Source organism: Lysinibacillus mangiferihumi (assembly GCF_003049665.1).
In the GTDB taxonomy this organism is placed as follows: Bacteria; Bacillota; Bacilli; order Bacillales_A; family Planococcaceae; genus Lysinibacillus; species Lysinibacillus mangiferihumi.
The window spans coordinates 53956-79161 of sequence record NZ_PYWM01000021.1 but is presented as its reverse complement, the minus strand read 5'-3'; the positions used below and the strand labels follow the sequence as shown (position 1 = coordinate 79161).

Genomic DNA, 25206 nt, shown 5'->3' with positions numbered 1-25206 from the left:
CTATCATCATTTATTGCCAGTCTGCAGGTGTGATGTGTGCATCTTTGAATTCATCTAATTGTGTTTCTGGAAATTGCTTCAGAAGTTGAGCTTCGGTTATATTGGATACAATTTCTTGACGCTCCAAATCAAACAAAACAATAAAGGTTCCATGATCAACGGCCAGGTAAATTTGTTGGGCTTCTTCAGCTGTCAATTCAACTTCTACATCCGTTCCATTTACATGTAATAACAACATGTTTTCCTTTAGTTCCTTGATAAATGCCTGTGTAAAATTCTCCATTCCTAATTACCATCCTTTTTATTATTGGTGTCACTAAAAGATTTCCAAATGCTCTTAATTATTGATTTAGCCTCTTCCCTGGAAGACACACGAGCAATTGTTGAAAGATACTTTTGGGATTTATAAACGAAAATACGATCCTCTTCATATTTATCAATCTCACTTATGGCCAATTCGCGATGTATCAGAAATTGTAGTCCATTCAAATTTTCAATGAGATAGTTATGAGGAATGGTCCATTTATTTTCCATAGTAAAGAATCCAATTTCTTTAGGTGCAGTGACTACCTCTATATCTAGATTATTTTCAATGCATGCCATACATTCTACTTCTATATTCGGCTCTGTCACTTGATCAAGTAACTTATTGCATGTTTTACATTTAACTTGATAGATCATACATAACCTTCTTCTTTTTAAACGTTAAATTAAATTATTAGAATCAATTATTATTTACTATTCATATCCATCTAACATGCGGTCAAACTCTTCCATGTTACGTTCTTTTCTAAAGTCATGGTACGTTTTTCGTAACCGATAACTTAAATTATTTAGTGCTCGATTTAATTCTCTAGAAGCCTGTAAATTTTGACGATACATAGGAGCCTGGTACTTCCTTTTGGATTTAGATAATTCATATAAACGTTGATCGGCTTCTTTTTGATACTCACGCATTTCTGTTAAGACCGCATTACCCATGCGTTTTTTTAAATCATCTAATTTTGTCTGCTTGTAGTTTTGATACTTGCTGCCTTCACCGTACTTTTCCTTCATAACTTCGACTTCTTCATCAAGTAGTATATGAAGCTCTTTCATTTCACTTTTATAGTAACGATTTAAATAAATCTCTACGATTTGATCGATATATGGCCTAGCTTCATCAATAGATTGATAACCATATCGCCACTGTGACCGATCTGGCGGTAAACGTTGAAGTGCCTTTTGAAATAGCCTTTTAGATTGACGAAGTGTAGACAAATCAATGCCTTTTTCTTTTTTCATTTGCACACTACCTCGAATCAAATCAGTAATAAGATTTCGTTCGATTGTGCGATCCATAATAAGATTGGCTACTTTTGACTTCATTTTATCCAATGAACTTTGTTTACGTTTCGCTCGGACTTGTTCTTCCCACTTACCAGTTTCCTGATTCATTAGCCACTTTTTAGCCCTTGAAGGTATAGGTTCTACGGTAGCAATATGGACATGAATATTGTCAGTATTATAATGAATCGCTGCTGACCATACTGCACTATCCATCATGTTCTCTGCTTTTAACATTTCGTTCACTGCAGCACGTACGACATTTTTCATTTTAACTTCGTTGACTTGACCACTTTTTTCATCCATTAGTCCATACTTTTGTAGAAAGCTATTATCAAAACTAATGACATCTTGCCAAAGTGGTGATCCATTTTCTTGCGCTTGTTGAAACAAATCCTTTAATGAACTTTTTTGTTCCACATTGACAATATCTTCAGTACACGTAAACAAAGCGCCTTGTTTATTTTCGTCTCCCATATAGTCCATATACTGATAAAAAACAGAAAAAGAATCATTTTCATCAACAATAATGTTCTCTGTCACTTTCGCATCGTCACGATCAATATAATTAATAAAATCCTTATATTCATCGCTTGACGGCATAACAAATCGGCTTTTCAAAACTACTCCTGGAGAACCAACCAATTTCATCATGCTCCTTCTAAAGAAAAAAACTCACCTGTAAATAGAGAATCTTTTCTAATATTTTTGCTCAATAATCTTTGTGAGTTGATTAACTAAAATGTATCACCCCTATTTATCCTGATTATCTGAAGGTTTTCTTTTTGCTTCCCAATCTAATTTCTTTTGGCGATTATGTGCAATACGTTCTTTCACTAATGCCTCTGCCTCTTCAAAAGGTATAGTTTTATAACGTTGAGTTGAACCTAATTTTTTTGCATCTGTCATAATAAAATAGTGATTCCAAAATTCAAGCAACATTTGAGTATTACGATCAATAACATTACCTGTTACTCGTACTCGCTTTAAATCCTCTGTTAGTGGCTCAAAGACACGCTGCAAGTGTTGGAACACTATTGCATCTATTTCAGTTAGTAATGCTTGATTTTGAGAAGATTCATTTGCAAAATAAGAATCAACAAGATACTCAATAACAGCCCCGTGTGAGGATAATTTTCTATCAATCTTTAACTGTTCAATTTTTTTAATAGTGGACTCAGTTAAGAAGAGATTTTTTTGTTGTTTCTTATTTTCATTACTCATTTTGCTTCAATTCCCTTCCGACCACTTCAATTAATTGCTGCTGTATTTCTTCCTCATCACTGTCTAATAGTAAGTACAACATCGATTCAATTCGTGATACACGCTCATATAGTTCACTTTGTTGTAGTAGGTATTGTTCCATTTGTTTTTGAGAAGCCATTACAACCTTTTCAAAGCGATCTCGTTCTTCAATGAACACATCATAGTAGGCTATTCGTTCCAGCAATGATTTTAAATAAACCTGGCGTGACACCTTTGCTTTTTTTGCAGCCTTTTCAATTTTATCTATTGCTAATTCATCGACTTCTCGAACTAATATATCCCCCATTATTCGTTCACCTCTTGCTCAATAACTTTTTGAACTTCGCGATTTAAAACACCCTCGATTGAAATAAGCGTCTTCAGTAACTTATCATTCGATTTTGCAAATGTCGCAAACACCTCTATATGCATCCCCAGCATTTCTTCAAAGCGATTTTTTTCTTCTTGAAATAAATTTGGAGTCGTTATCCGTTCCAAATGAAGATTGATAAAAGCATTTTGTGTCATCTTCTTTTTTTTGGCCATGCTTGCTATTTTTTTCTTGATTGCTGGATCGACACGTGCTTTTATTTCAGCCAATGTAAGCACCTCCTTTACTGTAAAATCACCAGAGCAAAGAGCGTTTCGTCTCTAAAAGAGGCGAAACTGAAAATAGCCTGCAAACCGCAGGCTATTGTGAGAAAGAGCATAAGGGAAATCTGCTATCACTTGGGGTGATAGACTAGGCAGAGCCTAGTATTTCGGTGTCCCCATAAAAAAGTGCATTTCTATATATTTTCTATACAAACATTTATTCGTTTCTATATGTTTTCTACATACTATTCAACGAATAATCTATGCAGATTTGTCTTCAATTGCATTCTTTTTCTTGGCTCCAGAGCGAATTATTTCAATTTTTTCTATCAACTTCTCATGCTTATTTTGCAATTCCTGAATGCGTTCTTTGTAATGCTGTTGCTTCTCTTTTATTTTTTCAATAGAGGTTTCTTTTTGTGCAATTTGACGACGAACATCTTGCTTTTCGGCTTCCGTTTTGTAAACAAGCTCACTCTCTAATTGCTGTATCTCTCCTCGAATGTTTTTGATGATTTCATCTTGGAGTGGTAATTGGTCCTTCTCTAATGTCATAATTTGTTTCGCAATTTGCTTCATTTCCAGTTCGACAAATGCTATTTGATAATCTACATTGGATTGTTTTTTTAATGAGGGATTAACAGAGATTTTGCGATAATCACCCACTAAAATTTTCTCTTTCGGCTTAGGTATATCTAATTTATCTGTTGCAGTTTGACTTCCTTTTTCAGCAATCAACTTGTCCCTGGCTTCACTTTCAAGTAACTTTTGATCACGTATTTCTTTAACAAACAGACCAATAACCTTATATTTTTCCGGTACATTCTGAATATGCACGACATACTGATTATCCTGCTCGTAAACAATTTTCACCGGATAACTTTCTAACGACTTAGATGCTTTTGCTGCAAATGCAAATGTTGGTTTTACCGTATCTGTACCTGTATGATTTGTCTCAAACATCACTTCCATTAACTTCGTTTTTGGATTGTAACTCCATTTATTTAGGATGAGTGTTGTTTGATCTAAGCCGGTTATCTCTTTAAAAAATGGAGTTTGTTTTAATGGATTGTCATCATACATCCACCATTTAGATGTGAAGAAAAACAAAAAGCTGACGATCAAAAAGAGCATCAAGCTAAAATAAAATTTGTTTTCCATACCTTTATTTATTTTTAATTTCACCTGAATTGATACCCCCTTATTTGCTAGTATCAGAGAAATCTGCTACTCTCCCATAACCAACAATGACTGAACCCCAATAGCCAGTTAACGCATCGTCATAACGTACTCCTGCATTTTGTGAGTTAAACATTTTTCCGTTTCCTACATATATACCAACGTGAGTCACTGGTGCGTAATCGGCACTTTTAAAGAAAATTAAATCGCCTGGTTGTAATTGATCACGAGTAATTGGTTGAGCAAATTTATATTGTGTGTACGCTGTACGTGGCAATTTGATACCTGCTTTTGCGTATCCCCATTGCATTAATCCTGAACAATCAAAGCCCATATTTGGATTGTAACCACCCCAAACGTATGGCCAACCTTCGTACTTTAACATCTCATTTAATATCGTTTTGAATACTTCATTCCCTACAACTTGTGAGCCTACCGGAGAGCAATTCATTGTTAATCCACCAAGTTCACTTGCAAATTTCGTAACGGTAGGAACCCAATGTGCGTTCAAACCATTTGGGTCATTTGCAGCCCCTATAGGCGCATAGACTGCGCCCAAATCTTCAATTGTAGATAATCCATCATCAATGATTCGACGCTTTAAATTAGCCATTGTGTACGCCAAACCTTCTTCTAGCGTGGCGAAATGCATTAATCTTGACCATCCTGTACTTGGGTCCATAATGCCTCCAGGATTGTTTTTATTAACGACTGCATTTGAAGTTCCTCGACCAGTTTCATGAAATGCAATAGCAGCTGCAAGCACAGGATCGATGCCATTTTGTTGTGCAAGTTCAATAAATAAATCGCCTTTGCCAGTAAAAGCCCCTGCATTAGCAAAGGCTGCATTCCAACTAGCTTCATCAATTTCTCCTGTCACCGAACAAGCAGATAAACCATTTCCACCTATCGATGAATGATTCACTGAACCGCCAATGGCACCAATTATCATAATAATTGCCACCAAAATAACACCTACAACTACAAAGAAAGAAAGCCCTAATGAGCCTGTTATCCATACTAAAATTTTTTTACCAACCTGCTTGCCAAAATAATTTATTAGTTGCTTCATGCTCGATTCAACTCTTTTATTAACCACTTTCCAGATTCCGAAAGAGTTAATGTTAATTCGTACATGTTGGATTGTTCTTTTACTTTATTGCCATCCGATAGCAAATCCCACGTTACAAAAATCATCAATTTTATGTCACTATTACTTGAAGGTTTTGTTGCGGATACTTCCTGTGAATTCACCTTTCTTGTCAATTGATCCATTGGGGCAAGCAACTCATTTTTCGCTACAATAAAAAATGGAGCTGTAGAAATTTCCTCCCACATCTCCATGTCTGTATTATTTTCTAGCCAAGCACGCATCACTTTTTCAGCTAATTGCCTTGCTTCATTTATCTTTTGTTCTCCAAATTTTGTGGTGTATTCGGCCTCGTAATCTACTTCTGTATTCCCAACCGGTACATTCTGCTCTTTGTTCGTTTCTGCCTCCGATTGTGGCTTATCACCCTCTACAGGGCTTGTATAAATATAGTCTTTATCTCCTTCAAAACCAGGATCATCTTTATCCTTATCATCATGTAAGAACATTTTAATGATGAATGCTAACATGACCAAACCAACTAGTAGTAATAAAACAAATTTCGATTTTGTAGAACGCTGCATGCTACCTTCCTCCTCTAAACATGGCCACTTCTTCATCTGATGCTTCGACAGTAAACATTAAGTTGCCAACGCCATTAATAGATAATAAACAATCTCCTTGTTCAAATTGCGGAATCTCTGCCAATTCGCTTTCACTAATTTGTCCTTCAAAAATTGTTCTTAAAGCATCTAATGTATTAGCATCCTGTTGCATAATGAACTTGTATTGTGTCAACTCAAATAAAGTTCGAATTTTTGCAACTGTTTCTGTATCAGCATGCTCTGGAACATAATCTCGTATAGACTGACTTGCAAGTACAATACCACCAAAATATTTTCGTGCTTCACGTTCATACCTTGTAATAAAATCTACAGCTAATAAATTTTCAGAATTAATAAATGTATGAGATTCATCTAATACTAGGAAGAAATTTGATACATCATCTTCATCGAAATTCGGGTCTTCATAAATTGCTTTCATCTGTGGTGTTCCAATTTGAATTAAATTATCCCAAATTAATGTTAATGCACTATACATCTGAGCATTAAAAATATTCTTTTCTAGGCCAATGAGGTTACGTACAGAGAAAAAGATAACCTGCTCATCTGAGAATGATGGAATGGATGTATGACCATTAAAAAGATAGGCATAGCTGTTAACTAAGTTATCAATCACTAATTCAATTTTTTCTAAACGATTGGCCCTAGTCATGGAAAGTTCTGACCGAATAATACGTTTTTGAATATTTTCATACAATTCTTCTCGAATAAAATGTAAAAAATCACTGAAGATTGGATACTCCTCATTTGACAATTGTGTAACACCTGTCGTTTCCATTTTTTCTTCAAATCCTAATGATACATAAAATGAACGTAATACTTTTTTAAATTCTTCAAGGTCTTCACTAGATGGATAACCAGCTAAATATTGATAAAATATTGATACTTTTGAAAGATGTTGCATAAAACTTAGCTCTTCACTTTTTTGATCATCCCCATCCTTCACACGATAAATTTGCAATGGATTAATAATTCCTTGACTGCCATCCAAGCTAATGTAATGACCACTTAAAGCCTCATCCACTAATACTTTAAATTCACCAGTTACATCAAAGCCTCGAATATAATTAGCTCGACAAGCATTATCCATTGTGAGCTTTTTAAGTAATGTTGACTTCCCAGCCCCCATCGTTCCAGCAACTACTGCATTGTAAAAACGACGCTTTTTATCATGATGAAAAATGTCAAAAATCACATTTCCACCACTAAAAGTTGTCCCTAAATAACTACCTCTCGGATCATTTAGCTCAGAAAAATGAAACGGAAGGCCAGCTGCTAACGTCAGCGCTGGTATGCCTTTCCCTTCTCGCTTATTAGGAAACGTTTGTTGCTCCTCATAAGAAACAAAAAGGGATTGCCACTCCCAACTTGATTCGTTTAGGAAAAGGCCCCCTTTAAATCCATACGATATTAAATCTGTTTGAACTGTTTGTACTTTTTGATCCAGCTCATGAATGGTTTTTGCATGTACAAACAAACGAATGTCAACAAGCTTTACAACCTCGCCCATTTGTGAGATTTCTTGATAGAGTCTCTCTAACTCTTGATAACTATTTTTCGCATCCATTTTCTGTGATTGATGCTTACTACTTGAAAAACGTACAATCTGCTCTAACATACTCTTATTGATGGCACTCACTGTCTCATCTTTAGGCATTGTTCCAGTATCCATTATCACAATTACATCGCGCATGGAGAATATTTTTTCTAACCATAGCTTTGACACAGAAGTTGGGAAGTCCCAAATGTGGATACAAGCTTCATAGCCATCTCCTTTTTGGATGTATTTATCCTTGAACTGAATACCACCTTGAGGCTGTATAGCTGCTAAAAAGGCTGGATTAAAGTTTTTTTCTTGCTTATTGATTTTCAGCGTATCTGACTGTTTATCTCTCTTAATACGATCCAATAACTTCATTATCAAATTTCCTCCTCTCATTTATAATTTTGAATTTTGATTGGCCAATATAAATAAAATATCTTGTCTCTTCTCAATTGATAATTTTTCTAAGGGGAAGGATTGTCGTAGCCCTCTTATTACTTGTTTTTTCTCATCCTCTAAAATTTGCGGGGATTCAGCATAAATAAACAAGAAGAACTCACGATTCGCTCGTTCACGCTCCACAAATTCTAGTTCAAATATTTTTCGATTAATAAAGCGTAGACGCAGTGAATCTTTGGTTTTTTCCTTTCTCGTTATCCAATATCGTCTTTGCTTTTCTGTGTTCGATGGGAAATTTAATCCTACAATTTTATGCGCTGTAAAGTAGCTTCGATAAAAGCGAACTTTTTCTAAAACTAGACGCTGTAAATCTAAATCTGTTAAAGAATGTTCATCTTTTGGTGTGATTTTAAGAATGTCCATGACGCAGTTTTTTTGGACTATATAATCCTCTGTTATATCAATAAATGGCATAATCATAGGTGTTTTGCGTAAAACCTGTTCTTTTTTCACAGTTTTTTTCTTTGGTTTTTTCTTCTTTTGAAGAAAGGGTACTTTTCCTAAAAGGCTTTTTTCACTTTTTTTCTCCTCTGTATAGGAGGGCACAATAATAGGCTTAATCTCCTCTTTACTCACGTTATTCCTCCTCTCTATAGAAGTAATCATTGATTATCTTTTTGCTATCTATCGCATGATAGGTGTATTTGTTCTGTTTAAAATACAAATAAAGAGACATGTAATTTTTAAGGCGTGGATTATTCCTAGAGGGCATTACCATCCAAAACAATGCACTACCAGCGACCAGTAAATACGGAATTACTAAAATGCCATGCACTAAATCTCGTAATACCGTAAAAAAAAGAAAGAAGCTAACCAATAAAATGATTAACTCCTTTATTTCTAATCCAACAATTTGAGGTTTTGACTTTATCTCTTTTGGAATTTCATACATTATTTATGATCACTCCCTTGATTATTTCTTTTTTCTTTTTTATCAGAAGGTTTAACAGAGTTAGCCACACGTCTAATGTTTTGCCCAAGTGTAAAACCACTATTACCTGCTCTTGTGACTTGCTCTCTCAACCGCTGTACAGATGGATTTCCACCAACAATTGTATTTGGATGGACCGTTTGTTTATGTCCGTAACTAGCTCGTTCAATTTTTGGTGTTGAATTAACTTGTACGGCTCCTGCGTCAGTTGCTACTGGCACTCTCGCTTCGTGTTGGACTGTATTTGTGCCACTTGTTGGTCCACTAGAACTATTCAATCCAGATCCAGGACGTTGTGTAACACTTTCTTGACTTGCTGACGTCATTCCAGAAGTATTTGACGGAATGATTATACTGTCTTGCCGATTTGGAACTCCACTTGTTGGAACTGGTTCACTTACTTGGCGTTGTGACGTCCCTGTTTGACCATTTCCTATACTTGATGGCGCTGGTTCCGGTCCTTTTTGCTGAACACTTTCTGTATTTAATGGCGGCGTCACCCCTGGTGGAATTGGTTCACTTTCTTGGCGCGGTGCCAATCCTGTCTGAACATTTCCTGTACTTAATGGCGGTGGTACCGTTCCTTTTTGCTGAACACTTTCTGTATTTAATGGCGGTGTCACCCCTGGTGTACTTTCACGAGTTGGAACTCCACTTGTTGAAATTCGTTCGCTTTCTTGGCGCGGTGTCGGTCTTGTTTGACCATTTCCTGTACTTGATGGTGTTATCACTCCTGGTGTACTTGACTGAATAGGAGCACCACTAGCTGGAATTGACTCACTTTCTTGTCGTTGTATTGTTCCTTGTTGAACATTTCCACTTTGACTTGTTGATGAGCTGCTCAATGGACTAGGTTCACCATTTGCTGCTATAGGATTACTTTCTGGACGAGAAATTACTCCTGATTGAACATCTCCATGAGATTGTGTAGCACCTTTTTCAGATGGATTCATTTGAGACGATAAATCCCCCCTTTGAAGTTGGTTGCTATTTAGATTCGTTCCATGACTTCCTTGAATTGGAATACCTGTTTGTTGAGATTCTACTTGGTCTGCTCTTGTATTTATACCTTCTGAAGCAGCTTCACTAATGGTAGATGGGATTGGTTCAGAATCTTGCATTGTTGCAGCTACCTGATTCGAATATGCCTCATTGAAAGGCGGTAAAGGCTCTAATGATTCACCTAAATCACCAATTTGCCCCTGTGTTTCAGCTTTCTGAATATCATTTCCATTTGTATTACCAGGCATTTCTGGCACAGCAACTCGACTTCCTTGCTTATTCCTTAGCTCTTCCGGTGTTTCAGAACTCATTCCTTCGACAGCTCTCTTCATCATATTGGCACCTCCTACTGTGGCAGCTCCAACTGATTCTAAACCTTTTTTGACTGCCCCAGCGCCAGCACTCAATGCTTTGCCTCCTGCATAAGCTCCCATCATAGCTTGCCAGCCATTACGCAACCCTGCATCGATTCCAAGCATGCGCTGTACAATATCAGGGGCATCTATCAATGCCCAGGCTCCAGCAATCATTAATAGAATCACACCAAGCATCCCTATTTCAGCTTTCAAACCATTCGTCCAATTTACAAATAAGATAAATAGTTGGAGTAACATGGTCATAATAAATATCACAACAAAGGTATTAAGCATTTCCACTAAAACTTTCTTCGTTCGTTGCCCACCTGTGATGTCACTAGCAGCAATGAACATGCCAAAAATTTGATGAAAAGCTAAATCAAAAATAGCTCGTCCAATTTTAATCACTGTGATCCCTAAAGCAATCGAAGTAACCAACAATGACACAATTAAAGGCAGCCAATTTACATGATAACGATAGTAGGTTTCACGTCCAATTTTCGTCATTGGTACAGCATTCTTTTGTAGCTCCTCTACTTGATAGCCATCTCCAACGCCTGTTGGAACAGATTTTGTAGATAAAACTTCTTTTGCATCATCGCTTAATTGCTTCACCCAATCTTCTTTAAAGAGCCATCCGTCATCTTCATGTAGGTCAAGTTTTTGCATGAAAGGTACATGTAAAGCTGAAGTATTAGAAAAACGGTTTGCATAAGTATAATCGGTTGTTCCAATCGAGCTATCTTCTTTACTAGCAGGGCGTGGAGGGCTATTTTCATCTCCACGTGTACTACTCGAAAATTGAAAATCATGTTCAGCATAATAAAGAATATCTGCTACGTTACTTTTAACCATATTACTAGCAAGGGTTTGCTTTTCAGGATTCATTTGTTCAATTCCTACATCTATGATTTCATCCATATTGGACATTAAATCTGGAATCACAACAATAAAACAAACAGCCATAATAATATTCAGCAGTACTTCATTACGTTTCTCAATCTTATTCGTCATGAACTGGAAGCCCAATATAATTAAAGCAATAAAAAAAACGACCCATATCAATGGTCGCGCTTTATCCATAAATTCCCCCACTGCACCAGTAGAGTAAAAATCATTAAGTGTAATAATCTTCGTTACTATGTCTTCTAGTAACTGATTTAACCAACTCAGTGTAATGACGATGCCACTTCCTAAAGCTCTAAATATATCTTGCCAAAGAAAGCCGTCACTTTGATGCAGGATTGAATCAAGTATCTTATGTTTCTCAATAATTTCATTATCATCCATTATCGGCTCCTCCCTTCATTATTTCTAACCCTAGCTATGAAAATAAAAAGGACTCACCGTTTTTGGTGAATCCTTGTAAAAAATGATAAACTTTAAATTTATTGTGCTCCCCTAATTTCTTTCACTTTATCAGGGAAGGTACGATCTACAAATCGGAAATTATGCATTTTATTTTGAGGTCTTGTTCGGTCAGCTTCTTTTAATGCCTGAACCTGTTCATATGTTAATTCAACTGTCTCATATTGCTCGACAGGAAAACGTGATTCTGGCTGCTCAATAATCCAAGCATCATCATAGCCTGAACCAAATAAAAAGTGTTCAAAACTAAAAGATTGATCAAACATAAAACGCAAATCACTTAGTCCCATGTCTACCAGTTCCAATTTATTTTTGTATGTTTCTTTAGGTTGCAGTTCTGAATATGGTGAAATTGGTAATGCATAGCGCTGAAGTTTCTCTAGGTCCTCTTCAGACTCAGTAAAGACCCAATCATCTTTAAACGGTACCCCATTTGTAAAACTTGCGAAATCTGCTTCGCCTTTTGCGGAACCTTCTCTAACTACTTGTTCAAAACTTGGAAGAGATTGACCATTTACGATTGCTTCCTGTACTTGTTTCGCATATTTATAACCTGACATAAAGCCGGTTCCTGATGTCGTGAAAAATAGATCAGAGACAAATTCCCCTTCAAACTGGCGCTGCTCTCCTGATGTTCCTTTATCGTCCATTACCTTTTGCTGCAGCTGTACACCTTCTGCAAATTCATCCTGAAGGCTTTCATCTAATTCAGCTGCCTTAAACGTACCGGTACTTTGTTTTTTGAGTAATGGATAGAAATTTCCATCCTTATGGGCCTCAGACGGTAGCTCTACTGAATATAACAACTTACCTGGTGTCATTGGCAACGTAGTTTGTGTTTTTAACTTCACTTCGTTTTTCCACTCGTTCCCTTCAGCGCGACTATATTTTTCATGGTACACTTTTGATTTTTTTGAAGGACTATAAGTATCTTTACGACCTACAACCCACTTTTTCGCAAGTATTTCATCCATTGTGACTGCTTTCACAGTATCTTGTTGTGAGTGGTCCATTTTAATGGAATCTGAAAGTGTAAAGGTTTTGACTTTGCTCCAATCAGGAATACGTTCTACAAATGTCCACGAATAACAATGGCCATCTTTAGAATCTGTACATGTATAAATGTCTTTATAGAAATTAGTATATTCGTAACTAAATTCGTAACTTAAACTTTTCCCCTTCAAAGGCATTGCATCAGGAATTTCCATAGTTATCGATTCACTTTGCTCTACAGCTTTACCATCTACAGATACCTTATGCTTTGGTTTTCGAGTGGCATAATGATCCCCAGCAATTTTAAAATCACTTTCTATATAGATGCCACTTCTAGCTTTTTCATCATAACGTCTTAATTCCCAAAAGGCGTGTCCTTTTGCACTTCCTTCAGCATCTCGATTTGGAGCCTCGATGGAATCGGTTGGATCTGGTTCAGGAATTTGTACTCGACCTTCCATCAAAATATCATTGTTATTATAGAAGTATGATTGTGCTCCAGCTGAACATGGCCAAGTACGTGCATCCTCTTGATAAATTGAATAAAAGAAACCACTGCCCCATACAGTTCCTCTTGCTCCAGTGAAATCAATACCAGCAGTTTCAGGATGTCTTGAATTGTCCTGATAATGTTCTTTTATTTGATCGTTGTAAAGAGCTGCATCAAACTCTTTATTTTTATCATCTGTATTCAAATATGGTCCGTCTACCCATTCTGTCCAACGTACTTCATCATATTTAGGATTTCCATTTTTATCGTACCCTGCAAACTCCCACCTACTAAATTGTTCACAGCCATAGACCTTAGCACTCCATCCAGTATGTTCAACAGGGGGATTCATAATTAAGTTCATAGCATCGTTTGCTGAATTTGGATGTCTTGGTTCATCTAACATCTTAATTCCTAAATTATCTCGCAGCTTTAAATCCACCCATTTTCCCTCATACAATTCTTCAGGCTTTGGATCCGTTCCTTTATCATTGATTTCTTCTTTATTATTTGTATCTTTTACATATGATTTAGTTACTGCATTAGATTCATTCGGATACAGAAAACTAAAAAATAAAAAAGTTACCAAAACAAGAACTAAGCTTTTTTTTAGTAATTTCATTATTTACTTCCCTCTCCTTAATTAAAATTTAAATAATAAAAAAGATGAACGGATTATGTTTTCCGTTCATCTTTTAATATTTAACTATCTTGCAATGTAAAGTTGGCCTGTATTGTAATCAAAGTAAACTGCAAATGAGCCACCGTCATAAACTGTTCCTTTTTCAACAACATCATTAATCATTGACACAAACTGATCGTAAGTTATACCTACATTTTCACTCGTTACTAAACCTTGATGCATCATTTTCACATATTCTTCTGCGTTTTGAGATTTCATATTAATACCTGTTGTGGTAGGTACTCCTGGTACACTTGGATCATTATGTTTTTCTTTCTGAAAATCTGTTGCAATATTTTTACTTGTATCTAAACTCCACTCATTTGGAGGTTTTACTTTACTAATATCCGGTAAAGAATCATTAGGCTCTGAAGGATCTACTGGATTTGTTGGTTCTGTTGGTTTTGTTGGTTCTGCTGGTTCTGCTGGTTCTGCTGGCTTAACAGGGTCTGGGTTCAATGGCTTCTCAGGAACCGGTGCTTTATCAGGATTTAAAGCACGATATAAAAACACAGCATATTGTGCACGTGTTACGGTTTCGTTTCCGTTGAATTTGCCTTCACTACCTGTTGTAATACCACTTGCATACAATGTCGCAATATAATCCTTCGCCCAATGATCTGCTCCAACGTCTGTAAAAATGTAACCTGTTTTTGGCTCCAAATTAAAAGCTAAACATAAAATCTTAGCCATTTGAGCACGTGTTAATGACGCAGATGGATTAAAATTGCCGTTAGATCCATCGATAATGCCGGCACGATATAAACGTTGAATGTCATTATAGTACGGGTGAGACGTTGGTACATCTTTAAATGTCGTTGCTTCACGAATCGGTTCTAATGGTAACGCACGTGAAATTAATGCTGCTACGTGTTGACGTGTAATACCAACAAGAGGTTTAAATGTACCGTCATCATATCCATTAATAATACCAGCCTTTTTCATGGCCATAATTTCTGTATAAGCAAAGTGATTTTTCGGTACATCCTTAAAGTCCGTTATATTTGTTTGAGCCACCTCCATCGCTTGCACAGGTGCCACAATCACTGGAACAGCTATTGCAGCTGCTAAAGTCGCCATAAATAATTTATTTCGCATGTTCTTTTCCTCCTTCAAAAAATGGAAATTTTTTACCTGATTTATATTTCAAATGAATAACTATTAAATAGGAAGTTTCTCTATAAGAATATTATACCAAATATGGAAAAATAATCAATATATAATTAATGAAAAGACTCACCATTTTTGGCGAGTCCTTCACTAATTTACAGATCATTTTTCTCTCTTTTCTGTAAATCTTTTTCTACTACTTCTTTAAACCATTTATCGATGGTTTCTTTCTTCCAACCTTTAGTACTGCCAATACGGACATCGTGTTTTGGAAATTGATTTCTGGCTCTTAATACAGCTATTTTTCGCTGATCACCCCATCCAACTTTTTCAGTCATTTTCCCAATGTCCGTTTGACTCAAATACACCTTTTCCAAACAACGCCACTTCCTTAACGTTCTAAGCTGTTTTTCTTTTCTAATTCTTTTTTATATTCAAGTTTAGACATCTTAATACGTTTTACTAACATACCTTTAATGTCCCTATCTGTTAGTCGTCCCACATAGTCGTGTACATCAGTTTTCACTATTTCACGAATGTTCTCTTTATTACAGGCAACAATGGAGGGCTTTTTAAGCCCTGTCTCTTGCCAATCTTGAATGATATAACCATTTTTTCGTTCCAATGGTTTATCAATACGACTGGAAACCTTACATGCAAATAGCTGATTCTCTTCCGGATCTTGAAAAATAACAACTGGTCGAAGTTTACCTTTAGGATTAATGTCATTATCAATATCCTCTATATACCGAACAAAACCGATATACACTTCACCATTTTCTAATTCGTTTTCCTTCGTCATGCGAAATCACACCAAATCATAATCCTCATCATTCTCATACCACTCTCTATCATCTTTTTTTGTAGGATCCAGAAGGATTGTACCATTTTCATCAGTTTTCACTTTTTCTGCTTTAAATTTAGTTTGCTTATGCACTTTACTCAGTTCAGCTGTAAGTTCTTCAATAGACATATCCTCTAAAGCTTTTTTCTGTTTAGACATAACATACGCCCCCTGTTTAAGTTGTTATGTTAAACATAACACCTTTTGTTGATAATATCAACAAAACTAAGCACAATAATTTAAACTTACACCTATCAAAAAGGATTCGCCATATTTGGCGAATCCGCTGTTCCTAAAGTATCAATGAATTCCTCTTAATCTAATTCAGCACCAATCCATTTGTTTTTAAGCCCCCTTTCTTTAGAATCGCACTGATATATCCACGCTTCTTTTCTGTAAGAAATAGAGGTTTAAAAAGGCAAAAACTTGGGTTGCCAGCAGCACGCCTATACCTGGTATACCTACGCTTAAAAACGTATCCCACAGTTCACCGACAATAAAGCGTAGCATAATTGGAATACCCATGACCATGCCAAGTAATATATACACGGCCATCGCGAAACCTTTGCGTTTACGGTATAATTCATCCCGTTTCTTTAGCTCAAAAATCATATTTTTGTGTATTTGGCTAAATAAGTCATCTGGATTACCACCATGCTCATATTTAATCTTTAGATTTTGATGAAACTGATCTAAAGTTGGAAAATCGTACTTTTCAAACTGATTAGTTTTTAATTCTGCCTCTTTTTCTAGTTGTTCAATACTGACTTCTATCACTTTTTGCAAGTCAGGATGAACAGTCGCTTTCGTTGCTTTAAATGCATGAAGCACATTTTCACCTGTCTGAAGAAAGAAAATCATGTTTGTGACATACTTTAAAAGCTCACTTAAATGCATTTGATATTTCTTTAATTTACGATTTTGCAAAGTAAATACAATAAAGAAAAAAAGAGCACCTATGCAACCAACAATAATACTTAGGGTACGCTCTTTGGAGGCAAGATAGAAAAACTGATAGTTCGCACAGAACCATAAGAGTAAATAAAACACGATTTCCCAACCATAAAATAGAACCCGTGCTTCTTTTAAAAGTTGTTTCATGACTGTTTACTGCCTCCTTTTGGCAAAAATTCGTCTGGAACTAAATGGATCAACTCTTTGTCTTCTAGTTCTGCCAATATCGGAATCAAGCGAGATGGGATATTCATGGCATCTTTAGCGTGTATAGTAGTGATAATGGCATGATCGGTTTTAGCACTATCTAATACATCTTCCCAACCACAGAACTGAACACGAGCTTCTTTTAATACTTGTTTCATGATTGTTTACTGCCTCCTTTGCTATTTAAAAACATCAGGTACTAAGTGAATCAATTCTTTATCCTCTAATTCTGTCAATGTTTTCTCTGATAAAGGATGGAATCGTTGTTCTGTACGGTATTCTCCTGATTCTGAATCCCTTACTTTTACTTCTCGATATACATAATTCCCTGTTGCACCTTTTGAAGTAAAATCCGTATATTCTACTAACTCTTTGATTCTTCGAATTGTTTTCCCTTCTTTAGTCCTTGTTCCTTGTAGATAACAACCAAAACGTAAAAACTCCACAATCTCATTACCAATTAATTGGTCATCAATAATGGCGTAAGCTGGAGATTGACGAATCATTGGAATTAAGCGAGATGGAATATTCATAGCTCCCTTAGCATGAACAGTTGTAATAATGGCATGGTCGGTTTTAGCACTATCTAATACATCTGCTGATACCTTCCCGCGTGTTTCTGCAATAATCGTCCAATCTGGATTATTACGTAATCCTGCTTGTACACCATCTGACATTTCGAATAGTCCAGGTACCGTTTTCCAACTCGAAATATCTTTTTCGGGATAAAGTTCTTTTATGTGGCTATCACGTGTATCTTCTATCAGAACAATATTCGCATCATCAGCTGTATAACCTACTAATAGTTTTTGAAACTCTGTTTTTCCTGAACCTGTTCGTCCTGCTATGACTAAGTTATTTTCAGACAACATGAGTACCTTAAATAATTGTTCAATGTCTTTATAATCTCCTGAAATTATATTTCCAATAGATTCAATAGCAAGACGTGGACGAGAGATACGAACTGCTAATGTAGTACCATCTGGACTAATTCTTCTATGTGTAGCACTGATACGCAGGATACCAATTTCTGTATCAAGTTGTGGCTCTATATAAGTGAACGTGCTCTTTTGAACATCTGCGATTTGTTTAATTAGCGTCTTTACCATCTCTTCAGACGGTTGATCTGGTGCTAAATATCGTCCTTTTTCGTTGTCTTGTATCCGTAAATGTGTACCATTAAACTTAATATCTGTAATGCTTTCGATTTTTAGAAGTGGCCCTAGAAAGCTCTTATCTAATATTTCATTAATCCTTTTTTCTTGAAGTTCTTGATCATTCATTTTTTAAACCTCCCTAAAATAGATTCAAGACGCTTATTATTCCAAGTATTTGTATTAATCCTGAATGCACGATTTTCTTCGACGTTCTTTAATAATTCGAGATGCTTTAATGCAACTTCACCCCTGGCTTCGATTATGATTAACCCTTCCGTTTCGATGTTCATTTTCATTTCCCCTTTTTTTATTTATTGATTTTGAATCAAACATTTTTGTAATCCCTCAAACAATAGTTGGGCTTCTTCCATCGTGAGCGAAACGCCTTTTCCAGCTTTCTCTTTTTGAGGGGACCACCAGCGAATATCAATGGTTGTTGGCTTGTGATACCATCTTACTTTTGTCAATTCCCTTGTCCAACCTGTATCACTAGCAGTCCGTAAGAGTGCTACATTTTCAACAATTTCATATGTTTTTCCAACTGTTTCATTAGCCATTTCACCTTCCTCCTTTACTTTTTTATTAAAATCATTTAGGCATGACATTTAATGCGTCTGTTACATCTCTCATGTAGTGTAGGAAGATTACAGCAGCAAATCCGCCCACTAAAAAAAGCGATATAAGGATTGGAAATAAACCAAACTTATCGCTCGCATTCATCTTATATTGAATTAATTCATCTACCTTATTTTCTTGAAGGTTTTGGATATATCGTTCTAACTCCTGGATTGATTTCTTTTCTACGCCTTGTTCACTAAATTGGTAAATCATATTCATAACCATATAAGCCTCGCTGGAACCTATATATTCCGCAAATTCTAAATAGGCATTTCGATCATTACCTTGTTCAATTTTCTTTATTAGTTTGACCAGTTCTTTATCTAACGGATCGGGGGTATAATTCACTGTTGTTTTTAATGTTTGATAGACATTCCCCGAACTAGGCAATAAAGCAATGAAACTTTGTAGGAACTGTGGAAATAGAAATGAATTTTTTACATCAATATTGTTTTTTGTGTATAGCAATTTAAAATAAGCAAACTTCCATCCTAGATAAAAGGTAGCTGGAGTAGCAATTAACCATATCGGTGTTTTTAACACCATGATTATCATTGCAAAGAGCATAGATACAATGACACCATATAAAATTCGCTGAATAAAAAACTTTTTTTTCGGCTTTCTAAAGAAATCCAAATGAGCATCAAGTAAGCTTTCCTTTAGTAACTCATTAAACATCTTCCAATAACCCCCTCCAAGTGAATTTTTCTGTTTCAAGTTTAATAATTATTATCAAAGTCCTTTGTTAAATACTCAAAACGAAATTTTGCTGCAGTAATGCCTCTATTGTAAATTGGTTTAGTTCCAGTTGAATTTCCCTGGTGCATTTTGGCACGTGCCCGTACTACTATAGATTCACCAGTTTTCAAGTGCATTATTTCTCGATGTGGCAATCCCGCAATTGTTGCAATATCAGGACCGAGAAGATAAATCTGGTTTGAACAGTTGCCGACGATAGTGTCTGCATCATCACCATACAAATATTCTAACTGAGAAATTGTTTGAAAGATCAAATGAAATCTGAATCCTCTACTAGCTCCAATTTCAACCATCTTAGCCATGTCTTCAATAGGTGGCATATCACCTAAATCATCTAATAAATAATGGATTGTGCGTTTCGTTTTACCACTAGGATCGATTTGCGCCTTTTCCATATTGGCGCAAAACAGATGACTCATAAACTTACTGGCTAACATACTGATTGAATAATCATATTTTGATGAAATCAAGAAAATGGCGATTGGTTTATCTCCAAATCCTACACCGGTTAAGTCTATATCCATTTCTTTTTGGTGATTTAAGTTGATAATCTTAACATCATAACCACGAACAACTAACGTGTCATGACTTGCATTCGCCAGTTCTCCTCTCGGATCATTAATAACTAAGGAGGGCTTATTTTTTGCTCGGCTTTGTACATCAATCATAGGGAATACAAAGGCCTCACCTTTACCTGAACGTGTCGTTCCAGTAACTATCGTATGGCCTGGCCTAGTATCAATTAGTAGACGGTATGGCCGCAATTTTTCTTGCAGGGCTGAAATAATAACGCCACCATCACCATTAAATTCTTTTGATTTAGCCGGAATAATTTGATATTGTTTTTTCAATTCTTGTACCTGTTCAAACACTTTTCTTAGCTCCCTTCCGTAATCATTTTTTGAATGGCCATCACTGTATCATCTTGAATATTTTCTCGTTGTTCCTGATTTCGTTGTTCCTGAATAATCTCTTTCCATTCTTTTAGAACTTGATCAGGCAAGTATGTTTTCAAGATTGGATAAATACTATGCTCAACTATTTTTACAGGGATGGTCGTACCGTAAGCAAGATAACTAAAAAGTTGTAAAAATGACCATTGAGGAATCTCATCTAGGTAGTCACCAGTAGTTGATAAGGCCCGATACAGGCTTTTTGTCAATTTAGAAAAATCGGCTGTACTCATTGCTGAAGACATGCATACGTAAAGGTCTCTTTCACTTTTAGAAGTAAAGACCATATCAGACATTTTTAAATTGTGATACTGAGTAGACATAATTGGTAGTGATAATATTGAATTACTATTATCAAAGTTTTCAGCTAAATACTCCCAACGGAATTTAGCAGCTGTAATGCCTTTATTAAAAATTGGCTTAGGCTCAATTTTATTACGTTCATTATCCTGTCGTTTATTGGCTCGCACTACTACTGATTCGCCCTCTTTGAGTCGCATTAACTCATCTGGCATTAGTAACGCACGCTCTTTAACAGATTCGCTGTGTGACTTATCTGTAGAAAGTAATTGTCCACTTCGACTAATATCAGTAATTGTTTTTGTCCCAATTAATGCTGAGAATTGTTCAGCTGTTGCTTTATCTTTTGTTAAAATATAAATTTGGTTGGAACAGTTACCAATAATCGTATCCGCATCATCGCCATACAATGACTTTAATTGAGAATAGGCTTGAATAATTAAATGGATTCTAAACCCACGACCAGCGCCTACAGTCACCATTCCGTCCATTCCTTCCACTACTGGCATATTCCCAAATTCATCTAACAAAAGGTGAACGTTACGTTTCATTTTGCCACTTGGACTCATCGTAGCCTTTTCAGCATTTACTCGATATATTTGACTCACAAAGATACTTGCTAAAACGTGGTTTGATTTATCGAAGTCTGGCGTTACCATAAAGACTGCAATTGGTTTGTCGCCAAATCCGATTTCACTTAAATCTAAACTGTTGTAACTTGTTAGTTTCGCATTAGGTTCTAATGTGAAAATTTGCAATTTATCCATTGCAGACGAGAATATTCCTGCACGTGTATTTCCAGCAGCAAAGTTACTTGTTGCATACATCATTCGCGCTGGATTGATTTCATCTCTAGCTTGGAAGAATTGATCTAGTGCGTTTGTGCCCTCTTCATCATCATTGTCACTTCCAAGTGTAGAAAGGAAATTAGCCACAGAATATAAGTTAATCGTTTCCTCTTTACCTGTAGCAAGGGCATCTTCAGTCAATGCCAAAATGATTGCAGTCACCAATGATTGAGCTGAGTTTGACCAAAACTTATCCTTTGCTGATGGATCATTGTATAACATAAACGCTACGCTATTTGCATATTGTTGGGCTAAACTCGTATTTCCTGATTTCCACGCATCTACTACTAATTGCAATGGATTAAAACCCATGCCCATGTACTGTTGAATCAAGTTAAATACATGAACTTCATAACCCCTAGCTATTAGCGTGTCATAACTAGCTGCTGCAAGCTCCCCTTTTGGATCATTCACAACTAACGAGGGCTTATTTTTAGCTCGGCTCAATACATCGATCATAGGAAATACAAAGGTTTCACCTTTACCTGACCTTGTAATCCCAATCACCATTGTATGAATGGGTCCCTCATCAATTAAAAGACGATACGGACGCCTTTTTTCCTGTAAAGCTGAAATAATCACGCCACCGTCACCGTCATATTCTTTGGTTGCTGCAGGTATAATCTTGTATTGCTTTTTTAATTCACGTACTTGTTCAAATTCACTTGTACCGTGCTGCCCTGTATTTAGATTCACAAAGTTCAGACGGATTCTATAAAGGAATTTCACAAATCCTATAGCACAAATAATCGCAAATCCTATATAAAAAGGCATCCAACTGGTTTGAAAATCAAAGACACTTAACCAATCCATCGAAAAAGATACACTCTTTGGATCTTCCTTGAATTGTTGAATCGATTCCAGTATGGATTGAAGGAATGCAAGTACAAAATTCGCAACAAAAAACATGACAAACCAATAAATGATGGAAAACAAAAGCAGCATTTTAGGTTGCGCCAAACGCTCTAAATATTTTGTCTCATACATCGTCCTTTCTCCTTTCTTTAAAATTCCAACAAAAAACACGTCCTAGATGTAGTTACTACATCCGAACGTGTTTGATTTCTTGTTCTTCTCCTTGTGGAGTTATATCTTTGTTATCCATATTTACATAAGCTACAAAAGCAACACATAGAAAAAACAAAAGTGTTAGTAGTCTCTTTTTCATCGGTTTTCCCACCTACATATATTGGAATTTTAATTCAGATAACGTTCAAGTGTCCCTTTTTAACTGTTTTGGTGATAATCTTCAACTACAATATCATCTATCCACTTTGTAGTAGTAGCCAGGTGAAACCTCTCCAACTATCGCTTCATAATGACGACTTTATCTTGAACGTCTAACCTTTTCTTACCACGCACATTTTGATAGTCATACTTATATCTAATGACAATTTCTTCGCCAAACTTGACAGTCCCTGGCTTTGAGAAAGTAATAGTGTATCCGTTTCTGTTTAATCGATCAGTTACTTGTGCAACTTTTTCTGATACGCCCCCCTCTTCTTTGACTAGCTCTGTAACCTCTTCCGTTACCTTCAGAAAAACATGTTGCTGAAAAGTATCAATAGAGATCATTAGTAGAAAAGGGAAAACCACAGCAACAAAAATCGCTGTGGCTAAAATGGCACCTTTTAGGTTAGACATACGAAATAGTTCACTCCTTTCTGTTCACTATGAAAGGTTATCAAAGATAATCAAAATTCAATTCATATTGATAGTAATTCTCATATATTCGAGAATCAGAGGAGGGTCTTATTACCTTTCCTTGATACTTATAAACACGAGTATCTATTTCAGGTCTTGTGACTATACCTGCATAATTCTGTATATACTCATAAATTTGTGTATCAACAGCTGGTTTTGTTACATATCCTTTATAGGCATACACTCGCGAATCTGATTCTGGTATTACAGCACTGTATTCTTGTGTATATTGATATGTTGCTTCTTTAGTTACTGTTCCGCTATAAGTTTGTTGCCATTTGACATAATCGAATATGAAGTCAAATATATACAAACGTCTAACAGAATATTTGTCGTAACCCCAATTTGAAAACCATGATACTACACTATTTTTCCAAACTCCAGGAACCTTATCATAGTAGATAGATGCCTCACCCATAGAATCTTTATAGTCTATATCACTCGCCCATCGCCAACTATTTGGAATTACTTCTGGATTAATATAATTAGAGAGTGCAGTACGTTTAAAAAAATCAACGAGACTCTCTCCTTCTATACGTTTTTCAAATTTCAAGTTTTCAAAATCGCCTATAGCTTGACTTGAGTCTGTCACATAGTGCATGACCGCATAAGGATCACTTGGTCGCCAATGTGTTACACTTTTAAATAGAAAACTAGATTCCCCGGTAGCCTCCAATATTCCTGTATAACCATCTTTAGAATACTGATAAGTCACTGGAACGGTATTTTTCTTGAAACTCCATTCAGATTCTTCTATTTTTACGGATACATTCTTGGTTTCTTTTTCTGTAACTACCTGTCGGATCGGATTACCTGTCTTATGCAGTGTTACTCCATCTTTTACTATGGTATTAGGAAATATATTTGTTTTATTTGTCAATGAATCAGTTATGATTTTTTCTGGAATATACTCCCCACTTATCACATAGGGTTCTAATGTCCCTGCATAACCATTCTGGTTGCATTCTTCAGCTGTAGCACCATCTATCCACTTGGTATCCGCAGGAATATATTCTCCTGCTATAACCTTCCTACTTGGGCCACCATTTTTCATCAAAATGCCACTATACCCATTCATAGCATAAACGATTGACCCAGGGAAGTTATTAGGCAATAGCGATGTTTTTACATCTGTAATTTGCTTACTATCAACAGGCAGTAGGCTTCCACTATGAAGGTATTGTTCTAATCTCCCTGTATAACCATCTTTATTGTAATCAGGTGATTCTTCTCCGGTAACAAATTTTGAATCAGTAGGTACATATACTCCACCTGTTTGAACAGTTCTAATGACTGCGCCTTTTGATACCTTAACGGTAACGTTCTCGCCATTAACAGAGACAATTTCAACATTCCCAGTATTTGAAGTAACATGTTGTAAATTTTTTAATCCTGGAATCCTAAATGTATATTCTCCATTAGAATTTAACGATTCAGATGTTGTCCCAGTATATGTTTTGATTGACGACACTGGTGGATTACTACCACCTTCTGCAACCATAGAACGCTTAGTAATCACTACTTTATTTTGTGTATCTAACGTTTGCTTGCCTCGTACATTTGGATATTCATACCTATAACGAATGACAACTTCTTCTCCAAACTGAACAAGGCCTGATTTTGAAAAGGTCACTGTGTAACCTTTGTTTTTTAATTTATTTGCTACCTGAATTACTTGATTAGAAACGCCACCTTCTTGCCTCACAAGATCTGCTACTTTTTCTGTTGTACTCAGATAAATACGCTGTTGAAAGGAATCTATTCCTAACATTAATAAGAAAGGAAACACTGCACCAACCCAAAGTGCCATAGCTAAAACTGCACCTTTTAGATTTGACATGTTAGTGATTCACCCCCATCCCTTTTTAAGT

The 25206-nt window shown here is 36.0% G+C and carries 29 protein-coding genes; all 29 read right to left on the bottom strand.

Going from position 1 to position 25206, the window contains the following annotated elements; translation table 11 throughout:
- Positions 1-10: 10 nt before the first annotated feature.
- Complete coding sequence (locus tag C9J37_RS18505) at positions 11-283, bottom strand: hypothetical protein (RefSeq protein ID WP_107896540.1); 273 nt, start codon at positions 281-283, stop codon at positions 11-13.
- 2 nt (positions 284-285) lie between these two features.
- Positions 286-681, bottom strand: a complete 396-nt coding sequence (locus tag C9J37_RS18500) for a hypothetical protein (protein WP_107896539.1) — start codon at positions 679-681, stop codon at positions 286-288.
- 57 nt (positions 682-738) lie between these two features.
- Positions 739-1980, bottom strand: a complete 1242-nt coding sequence (gene mobP2, locus C9J37_RS18495) for a MobP2 family relaxase (protein ID WP_235617169.1) — start codon at positions 1978-1980, stop codon at positions 739-741.
- A gap of 99 nt (positions 1981-2079) precedes the next feature.
- Positions 2080-2550: a hypothetical protein gene (locus C9J37_RS18490; RefSeq protein WP_107896538.1), complete on the bottom strand. Its 471-nt coding sequence runs from the start codon at positions 2548-2550 to the stop codon at positions 2080-2082.
- Positions 2543-2878, bottom strand: coding sequence for a hypothetical protein (locus tag C9J37_RS18485; RefSeq protein WP_107896537.1), 336 nt, complete (start codon positions 2876-2878; stop codon positions 2543-2545). Before C9J37_RS18485 ends, C9J37_RS18490 begins: the two co-directional genes overlap by 8 nt.
- Positions 2878-3171, bottom strand: coding sequence for a hypothetical protein (locus C9J37_RS18480; protein WP_107896536.1), 294 nt, complete (start codon positions 3169-3171; stop codon positions 2878-2880). The genes C9J37_RS18485 and C9J37_RS18480 overlap by 1 nt, the downstream gene beginning before the upstream one ends.
- A gap of 255 nt (positions 3172-3426) precedes the next feature.
- Entirely contained in the window at positions 3427-4350 is a 924-nt protein-coding gene (locus tag C9J37_RS18475) for a hypothetical protein (RefSeq protein WP_107896535.1), read from the bottom strand.
- 16 nt (positions 4351-4366) lie between these two features.
- On the bottom strand, positions 4367-5416 hold the full coding sequence (locus C9J37_RS18470) for a C40 family peptidase (protein WP_107896534.1): 1050 nt from the start codon (positions 5414-5416) through the stop codon (positions 4367-4369).
- Positions 5413-6018 (bottom strand): hypothetical protein, encoded by a 606-nt coding sequence (locus tag C9J37_RS18465; RefSeq protein WP_107896533.1) that lies wholly within the window; start codon positions 6016-6018, stop codon positions 5413-5415. Before C9J37_RS18465 ends, C9J37_RS18470 begins: the two co-directional genes overlap by 4 nt.
- A gap of 1 nt (position 6019) precedes the next feature.
- A complete protein-coding gene (locus tag C9J37_RS18460; RefSeq protein WP_107896532.1) occupies positions 6020-7975 on the bottom strand; it encodes a VirB4 family type IV secretion system protein in 1956 nt (651 codons plus the stop codon).
- Positions 7976-7996: 21 nt separating this feature from the next.
- Entirely contained in the window at positions 7997-8635 is a 639-nt protein-coding gene (locus C9J37_RS18455; protein WP_107896531.1) for a TraC-like domain-containing protein, read from the bottom strand.
- Position 8636: 1 nt separating this feature from the next.
- Positions 8637-8951, bottom strand: coding sequence for a DUF5592 family protein (locus C9J37_RS18450; protein ID WP_107896530.1), 315 nt, complete (start codon positions 8949-8951; stop codon positions 8637-8639).
- A complete protein-coding gene (locus C9J37_RS18445; protein ID WP_107896529.1) occupies positions 8951-11638 on the bottom strand; it encodes a pLS20_p028 family conjugation system transmembrane protein in 2688 nt (895 codons plus the stop codon). Before C9J37_RS18445 ends, C9J37_RS18450 begins: the two co-directional genes overlap by 1 nt.
- A 98-nt stretch (positions 11639-11736) precedes the next feature.
- Positions 11737-13821 (bottom strand): hypothetical protein, encoded by a 2085-nt coding sequence (locus C9J37_RS18440; protein ID WP_107896528.1) that lies wholly within the window; start codon positions 13819-13821, stop codon positions 11737-11739.
- An 84-nt stretch (positions 13822-13905) separates the two neighbouring features.
- On the bottom strand, positions 13906-14979 hold the full coding sequence (locus C9J37_RS18435) for an S-layer homology domain-containing protein (RefSeq protein WP_107896527.1): 1074 nt from the start codon (positions 14977-14979) through the stop codon (positions 13906-13908).
- A 167-nt stretch (positions 14980-15146) separates the two neighbouring features.
- A complete protein-coding gene (locus C9J37_RS18430) occupies positions 15147-15368 on the bottom strand; it encodes a hypothetical protein (protein WP_107896526.1) in 222 nt (73 codons plus the stop codon).
- A gap of 14 nt (positions 15369-15382) precedes the next feature.
- On the bottom strand, positions 15383-15793 hold the full coding sequence (locus C9J37_RS18425; RefSeq protein ID WP_107896525.1) for a putative type II toxin-antitoxin system PemK/MazF family toxin: 411 nt from the start codon (positions 15791-15793) through the stop codon (positions 15383-15385).
- 6 nt (positions 15794-15799) lie between these two features.
- Positions 15800-15994 (bottom strand): hypothetical protein, encoded by a 195-nt coding sequence (locus tag C9J37_RS18420; RefSeq protein ID WP_107896524.1) that lies wholly within the window; start codon positions 15992-15994, stop codon positions 15800-15802.
- A 201-nt stretch (positions 15995-16195) separates the two neighbouring features.
- Entirely contained in the window at positions 16196-16936 is a 741-nt protein-coding gene (locus tag C9J37_RS18415) for a hypothetical protein (RefSeq protein WP_107896523.1), read from the bottom strand.
- Positions 16933-17154: a hypothetical protein gene (locus C9J37_RS18410; RefSeq protein WP_107896522.1), complete on the bottom strand. Its 222-nt coding sequence runs from the start codon at positions 17152-17154 to the stop codon at positions 16933-16935. The genes C9J37_RS18415 and C9J37_RS18410 overlap by 4 nt, the downstream gene beginning before the upstream one ends.
- 21 nt (positions 17155-17175) lie before the next feature.
- Entirely contained in the window at positions 17176-18279 is a 1104-nt protein-coding gene (locus tag C9J37_RS18405) for an ATPase, T2SS/T4P/T4SS family (RefSeq protein ID WP_107896521.1), read from the bottom strand.
- Positions 18276-18443: a hypothetical protein gene (locus tag C9J37_RS28395; protein WP_167397360.1), complete on the bottom strand. Its 168-nt coding sequence runs from the start codon at positions 18441-18443 to the stop codon at positions 18276-18278. Before C9J37_RS28395 ends, C9J37_RS18405 begins: the two co-directional genes overlap by 4 nt.
- A 21-nt stretch (positions 18444-18464) precedes the next feature.
- On the bottom strand, positions 18465-18710 hold the full coding sequence (locus C9J37_RS18400) for a YdbC family protein (RefSeq protein WP_107896520.1): 246 nt from the start codon (positions 18708-18710) through the stop codon (positions 18465-18467).
- 31 nt (positions 18711-18741) lie between these two features.
- Positions 18742-19449 (bottom strand): flagellar assembly protein FlaJ, encoded by a 708-nt coding sequence (locus tag C9J37_RS18395; RefSeq protein WP_107896519.1) that lies wholly within the window; start codon positions 19447-19449, stop codon positions 18742-18744.
- A gap of 41 nt (positions 19450-19490) precedes the next feature.
- Positions 19491-20402, bottom strand: a complete 912-nt coding sequence (locus C9J37_RS18390) for a type IV secretory system conjugative DNA transfer family protein (RefSeq protein ID WP_107896518.1) — start codon at positions 20400-20402, stop codon at positions 19491-19493.
- Positions 20403-20407: 5 nt separating this feature from the next.
- Entirely contained in the window at positions 20408-22618 is a 2211-nt protein-coding gene (locus C9J37_RS18385; protein ID WP_107896517.1) for a VirD4-like conjugal transfer protein, CD1115 family, read from the bottom strand.
- A gap of 55 nt (positions 22619-22673) precedes the next feature.
- Positions 22674-22799, bottom strand: coding sequence for a hypothetical protein (locus tag C9J37_RS29450; protein WP_268808030.1), 126 nt, complete (start codon positions 22797-22799; stop codon positions 22674-22676).
- Positions 22800-22936: 137 nt separating this feature from the next.
- The gene (locus C9J37_RS18380) at positions 22937-23275 is read right to left on the bottom strand and encodes a hypothetical protein (RefSeq protein WP_235617168.1); all 339 of its coding nucleotides are present in this window, start codon (positions 23273-23275) and stop codon (positions 22937-22939) included.
- A 40-nt stretch (positions 23276-23315) separates the two neighbouring features.
- Entirely contained in the window at positions 23316-25175 is a 1860-nt protein-coding gene (locus C9J37_RS28775) for a hypothetical protein (RefSeq protein ID WP_201262189.1), read from the bottom strand.
- Positions 25176-25206: the final 31 nt, after the last annotated feature.

Bases quoted from the DNA above. Each gene is read 5' to 3' on its own strand.
- C9J37_RS18380 (WP_235617168.1), bottom strand. From the start codon at position 23,275: ATGTCTAACCTAAAAGGTGCCATTTTAGCCACAGCGATTTTTGTTGCT.
- C9J37_RS18460 (WP_107896532.1), bottom strand. From the start codon at position 7,975: ATGAAGTTATTGGATCGTATTAAGAGAGATAAACAGTCAGATACGCTG.
- C9J37_RS18410 (WP_107896522.1), bottom strand. From the start codon at position 17,154: ATGAAACAAGTATTAAAAGAAGCTCGTGTTCAGTTCTGTGGTTGGGAA.
- C9J37_RS18425 (WP_107896525.1), bottom strand. From the start codon at position 15,793: ATGACGAAGGAAAACGAATTAGAAAATGGTGAAGTGTATATCGGTTTT.
- C9J37_RS18415 (WP_107896523.1), bottom strand. From the start codon at position 16,936: ATGAAACAACTTTTAAAAGAAGCACGGGTTCTATTTTATGGTTGGGAA.
- C9J37_RS18470 (WP_107896534.1), bottom strand. From the start codon at position 5,416: ATGAAGCAACTAATAAATTATTTTGGCAAGCAGGTTGGTAAAAAAATT.
- C9J37_RS28775 (WP_201262189.1), bottom strand. From the start codon at position 25,175: ATGTCAAATCTAAAAGGTGCAGTTTTAGCTATGGCACTTTGGGTTGGT.
- C9J37_RS18405 (WP_107896521.1), bottom strand. From the start codon at position 18,279: ATGAATGATCAAGAACTTCAAGAAAAAAGGATTAATGAAATATTAGAT.
- C9J37_RS18465 (WP_107896533.1), bottom strand. From the start codon at position 6,018: ATGCAGCGTTCTACAAAATCGAAATTTGTTTTATTACTACTAGTTGGT.
- C9J37_RS18435 (WP_107896527.1), bottom strand. From the start codon at position 14,979: ATGCGAAATAAATTATTTATGGCGACTTTAGCAGCTGCAATAGCTGTT.
- C9J37_RS18505 (WP_107896540.1), bottom strand. From the start codon at position 283: ATGGAGAATTTTACACAGGCATTTATCAAGGAACTAAAGGAAAACATG.
- mobP2 (WP_235617169.1), bottom strand. From the start codon at position 1,980: ATGATGAAATTGGTTGGTTCTCCAGGAGTAGTTTTGAAAAGCCGATTT.
- C9J37_RS18490 (WP_107896538.1), bottom strand. From the start codon at position 2,550: ATGAGTAATGAAAATAAGAAACAACAAAAAAATCTCTTCTTAACTGAG.
- C9J37_RS18385 (WP_107896517.1), bottom strand. From the start codon at position 22,618: ATGTATGAGACAAAATATTTAGAGCGTTTGGCGCAACCTAAAATGCTG.
- C9J37_RS18420 (WP_107896524.1), bottom strand. From the start codon at position 15,994: ATGTCTAAACAGAAAAAAGCTTTAGAGGATATGTCTATTGAAGAACTT.
- C9J37_RS18485 (WP_107896537.1), bottom strand. From the start codon at position 2,878: ATGGGGGATATATTAGTTCGAGAAGTCGATGAATTAGCAATAGATAAA.
- C9J37_RS18450 (WP_107896530.1), bottom strand. From the start codon at position 8,951: ATGTATGAAATTCCAAAAGAGATAAAGTCAAAACCTCAAATTGTTGGA.
- C9J37_RS28395 (WP_167397360.1), bottom strand. From the start codon at position 18,443: ATGAACATCGAAACGGAAGGGTTAATCATAATCGAAGCCAGGGGTGAA.
- C9J37_RS18395 (WP_107896519.1), bottom strand. From the start codon at position 19,449: ATGTTTAATGAGTTACTAAAGGAAAGCTTACTTGATGCTCATTTGGAT.
- C9J37_RS18400 (WP_107896520.1), bottom strand. From the start codon at position 18,710: ATGGCTAATGAAACAGTTGGAAAAACATATGAAATTGTTGAAAATGTA.
- C9J37_RS18500 (WP_107896539.1), bottom strand. From the start codon at position 681: ATGATCTATCAAGTTAAATGTAAAACATGCAATAAGTTACTTGATCAA.
- C9J37_RS18445 (WP_107896529.1), bottom strand. From the start codon at position 11,638: ATGGATGATAATGAAATTATTGAGAAACATAAGATACTTGATTCAATC.
- C9J37_RS29450 (WP_268808030.1), bottom strand. From the start codon at position 22,799: ATGAAAAAGAGACTACTAACACTTTTGTTTTTTCTATGTGTTGCTTTT.
- C9J37_RS18440 (WP_107896528.1), bottom strand. From the start codon at position 13,821: ATGAAATTACTAAAAAAAAGCTTAGTTCTTGTTTTGGTAACTTTTTTA.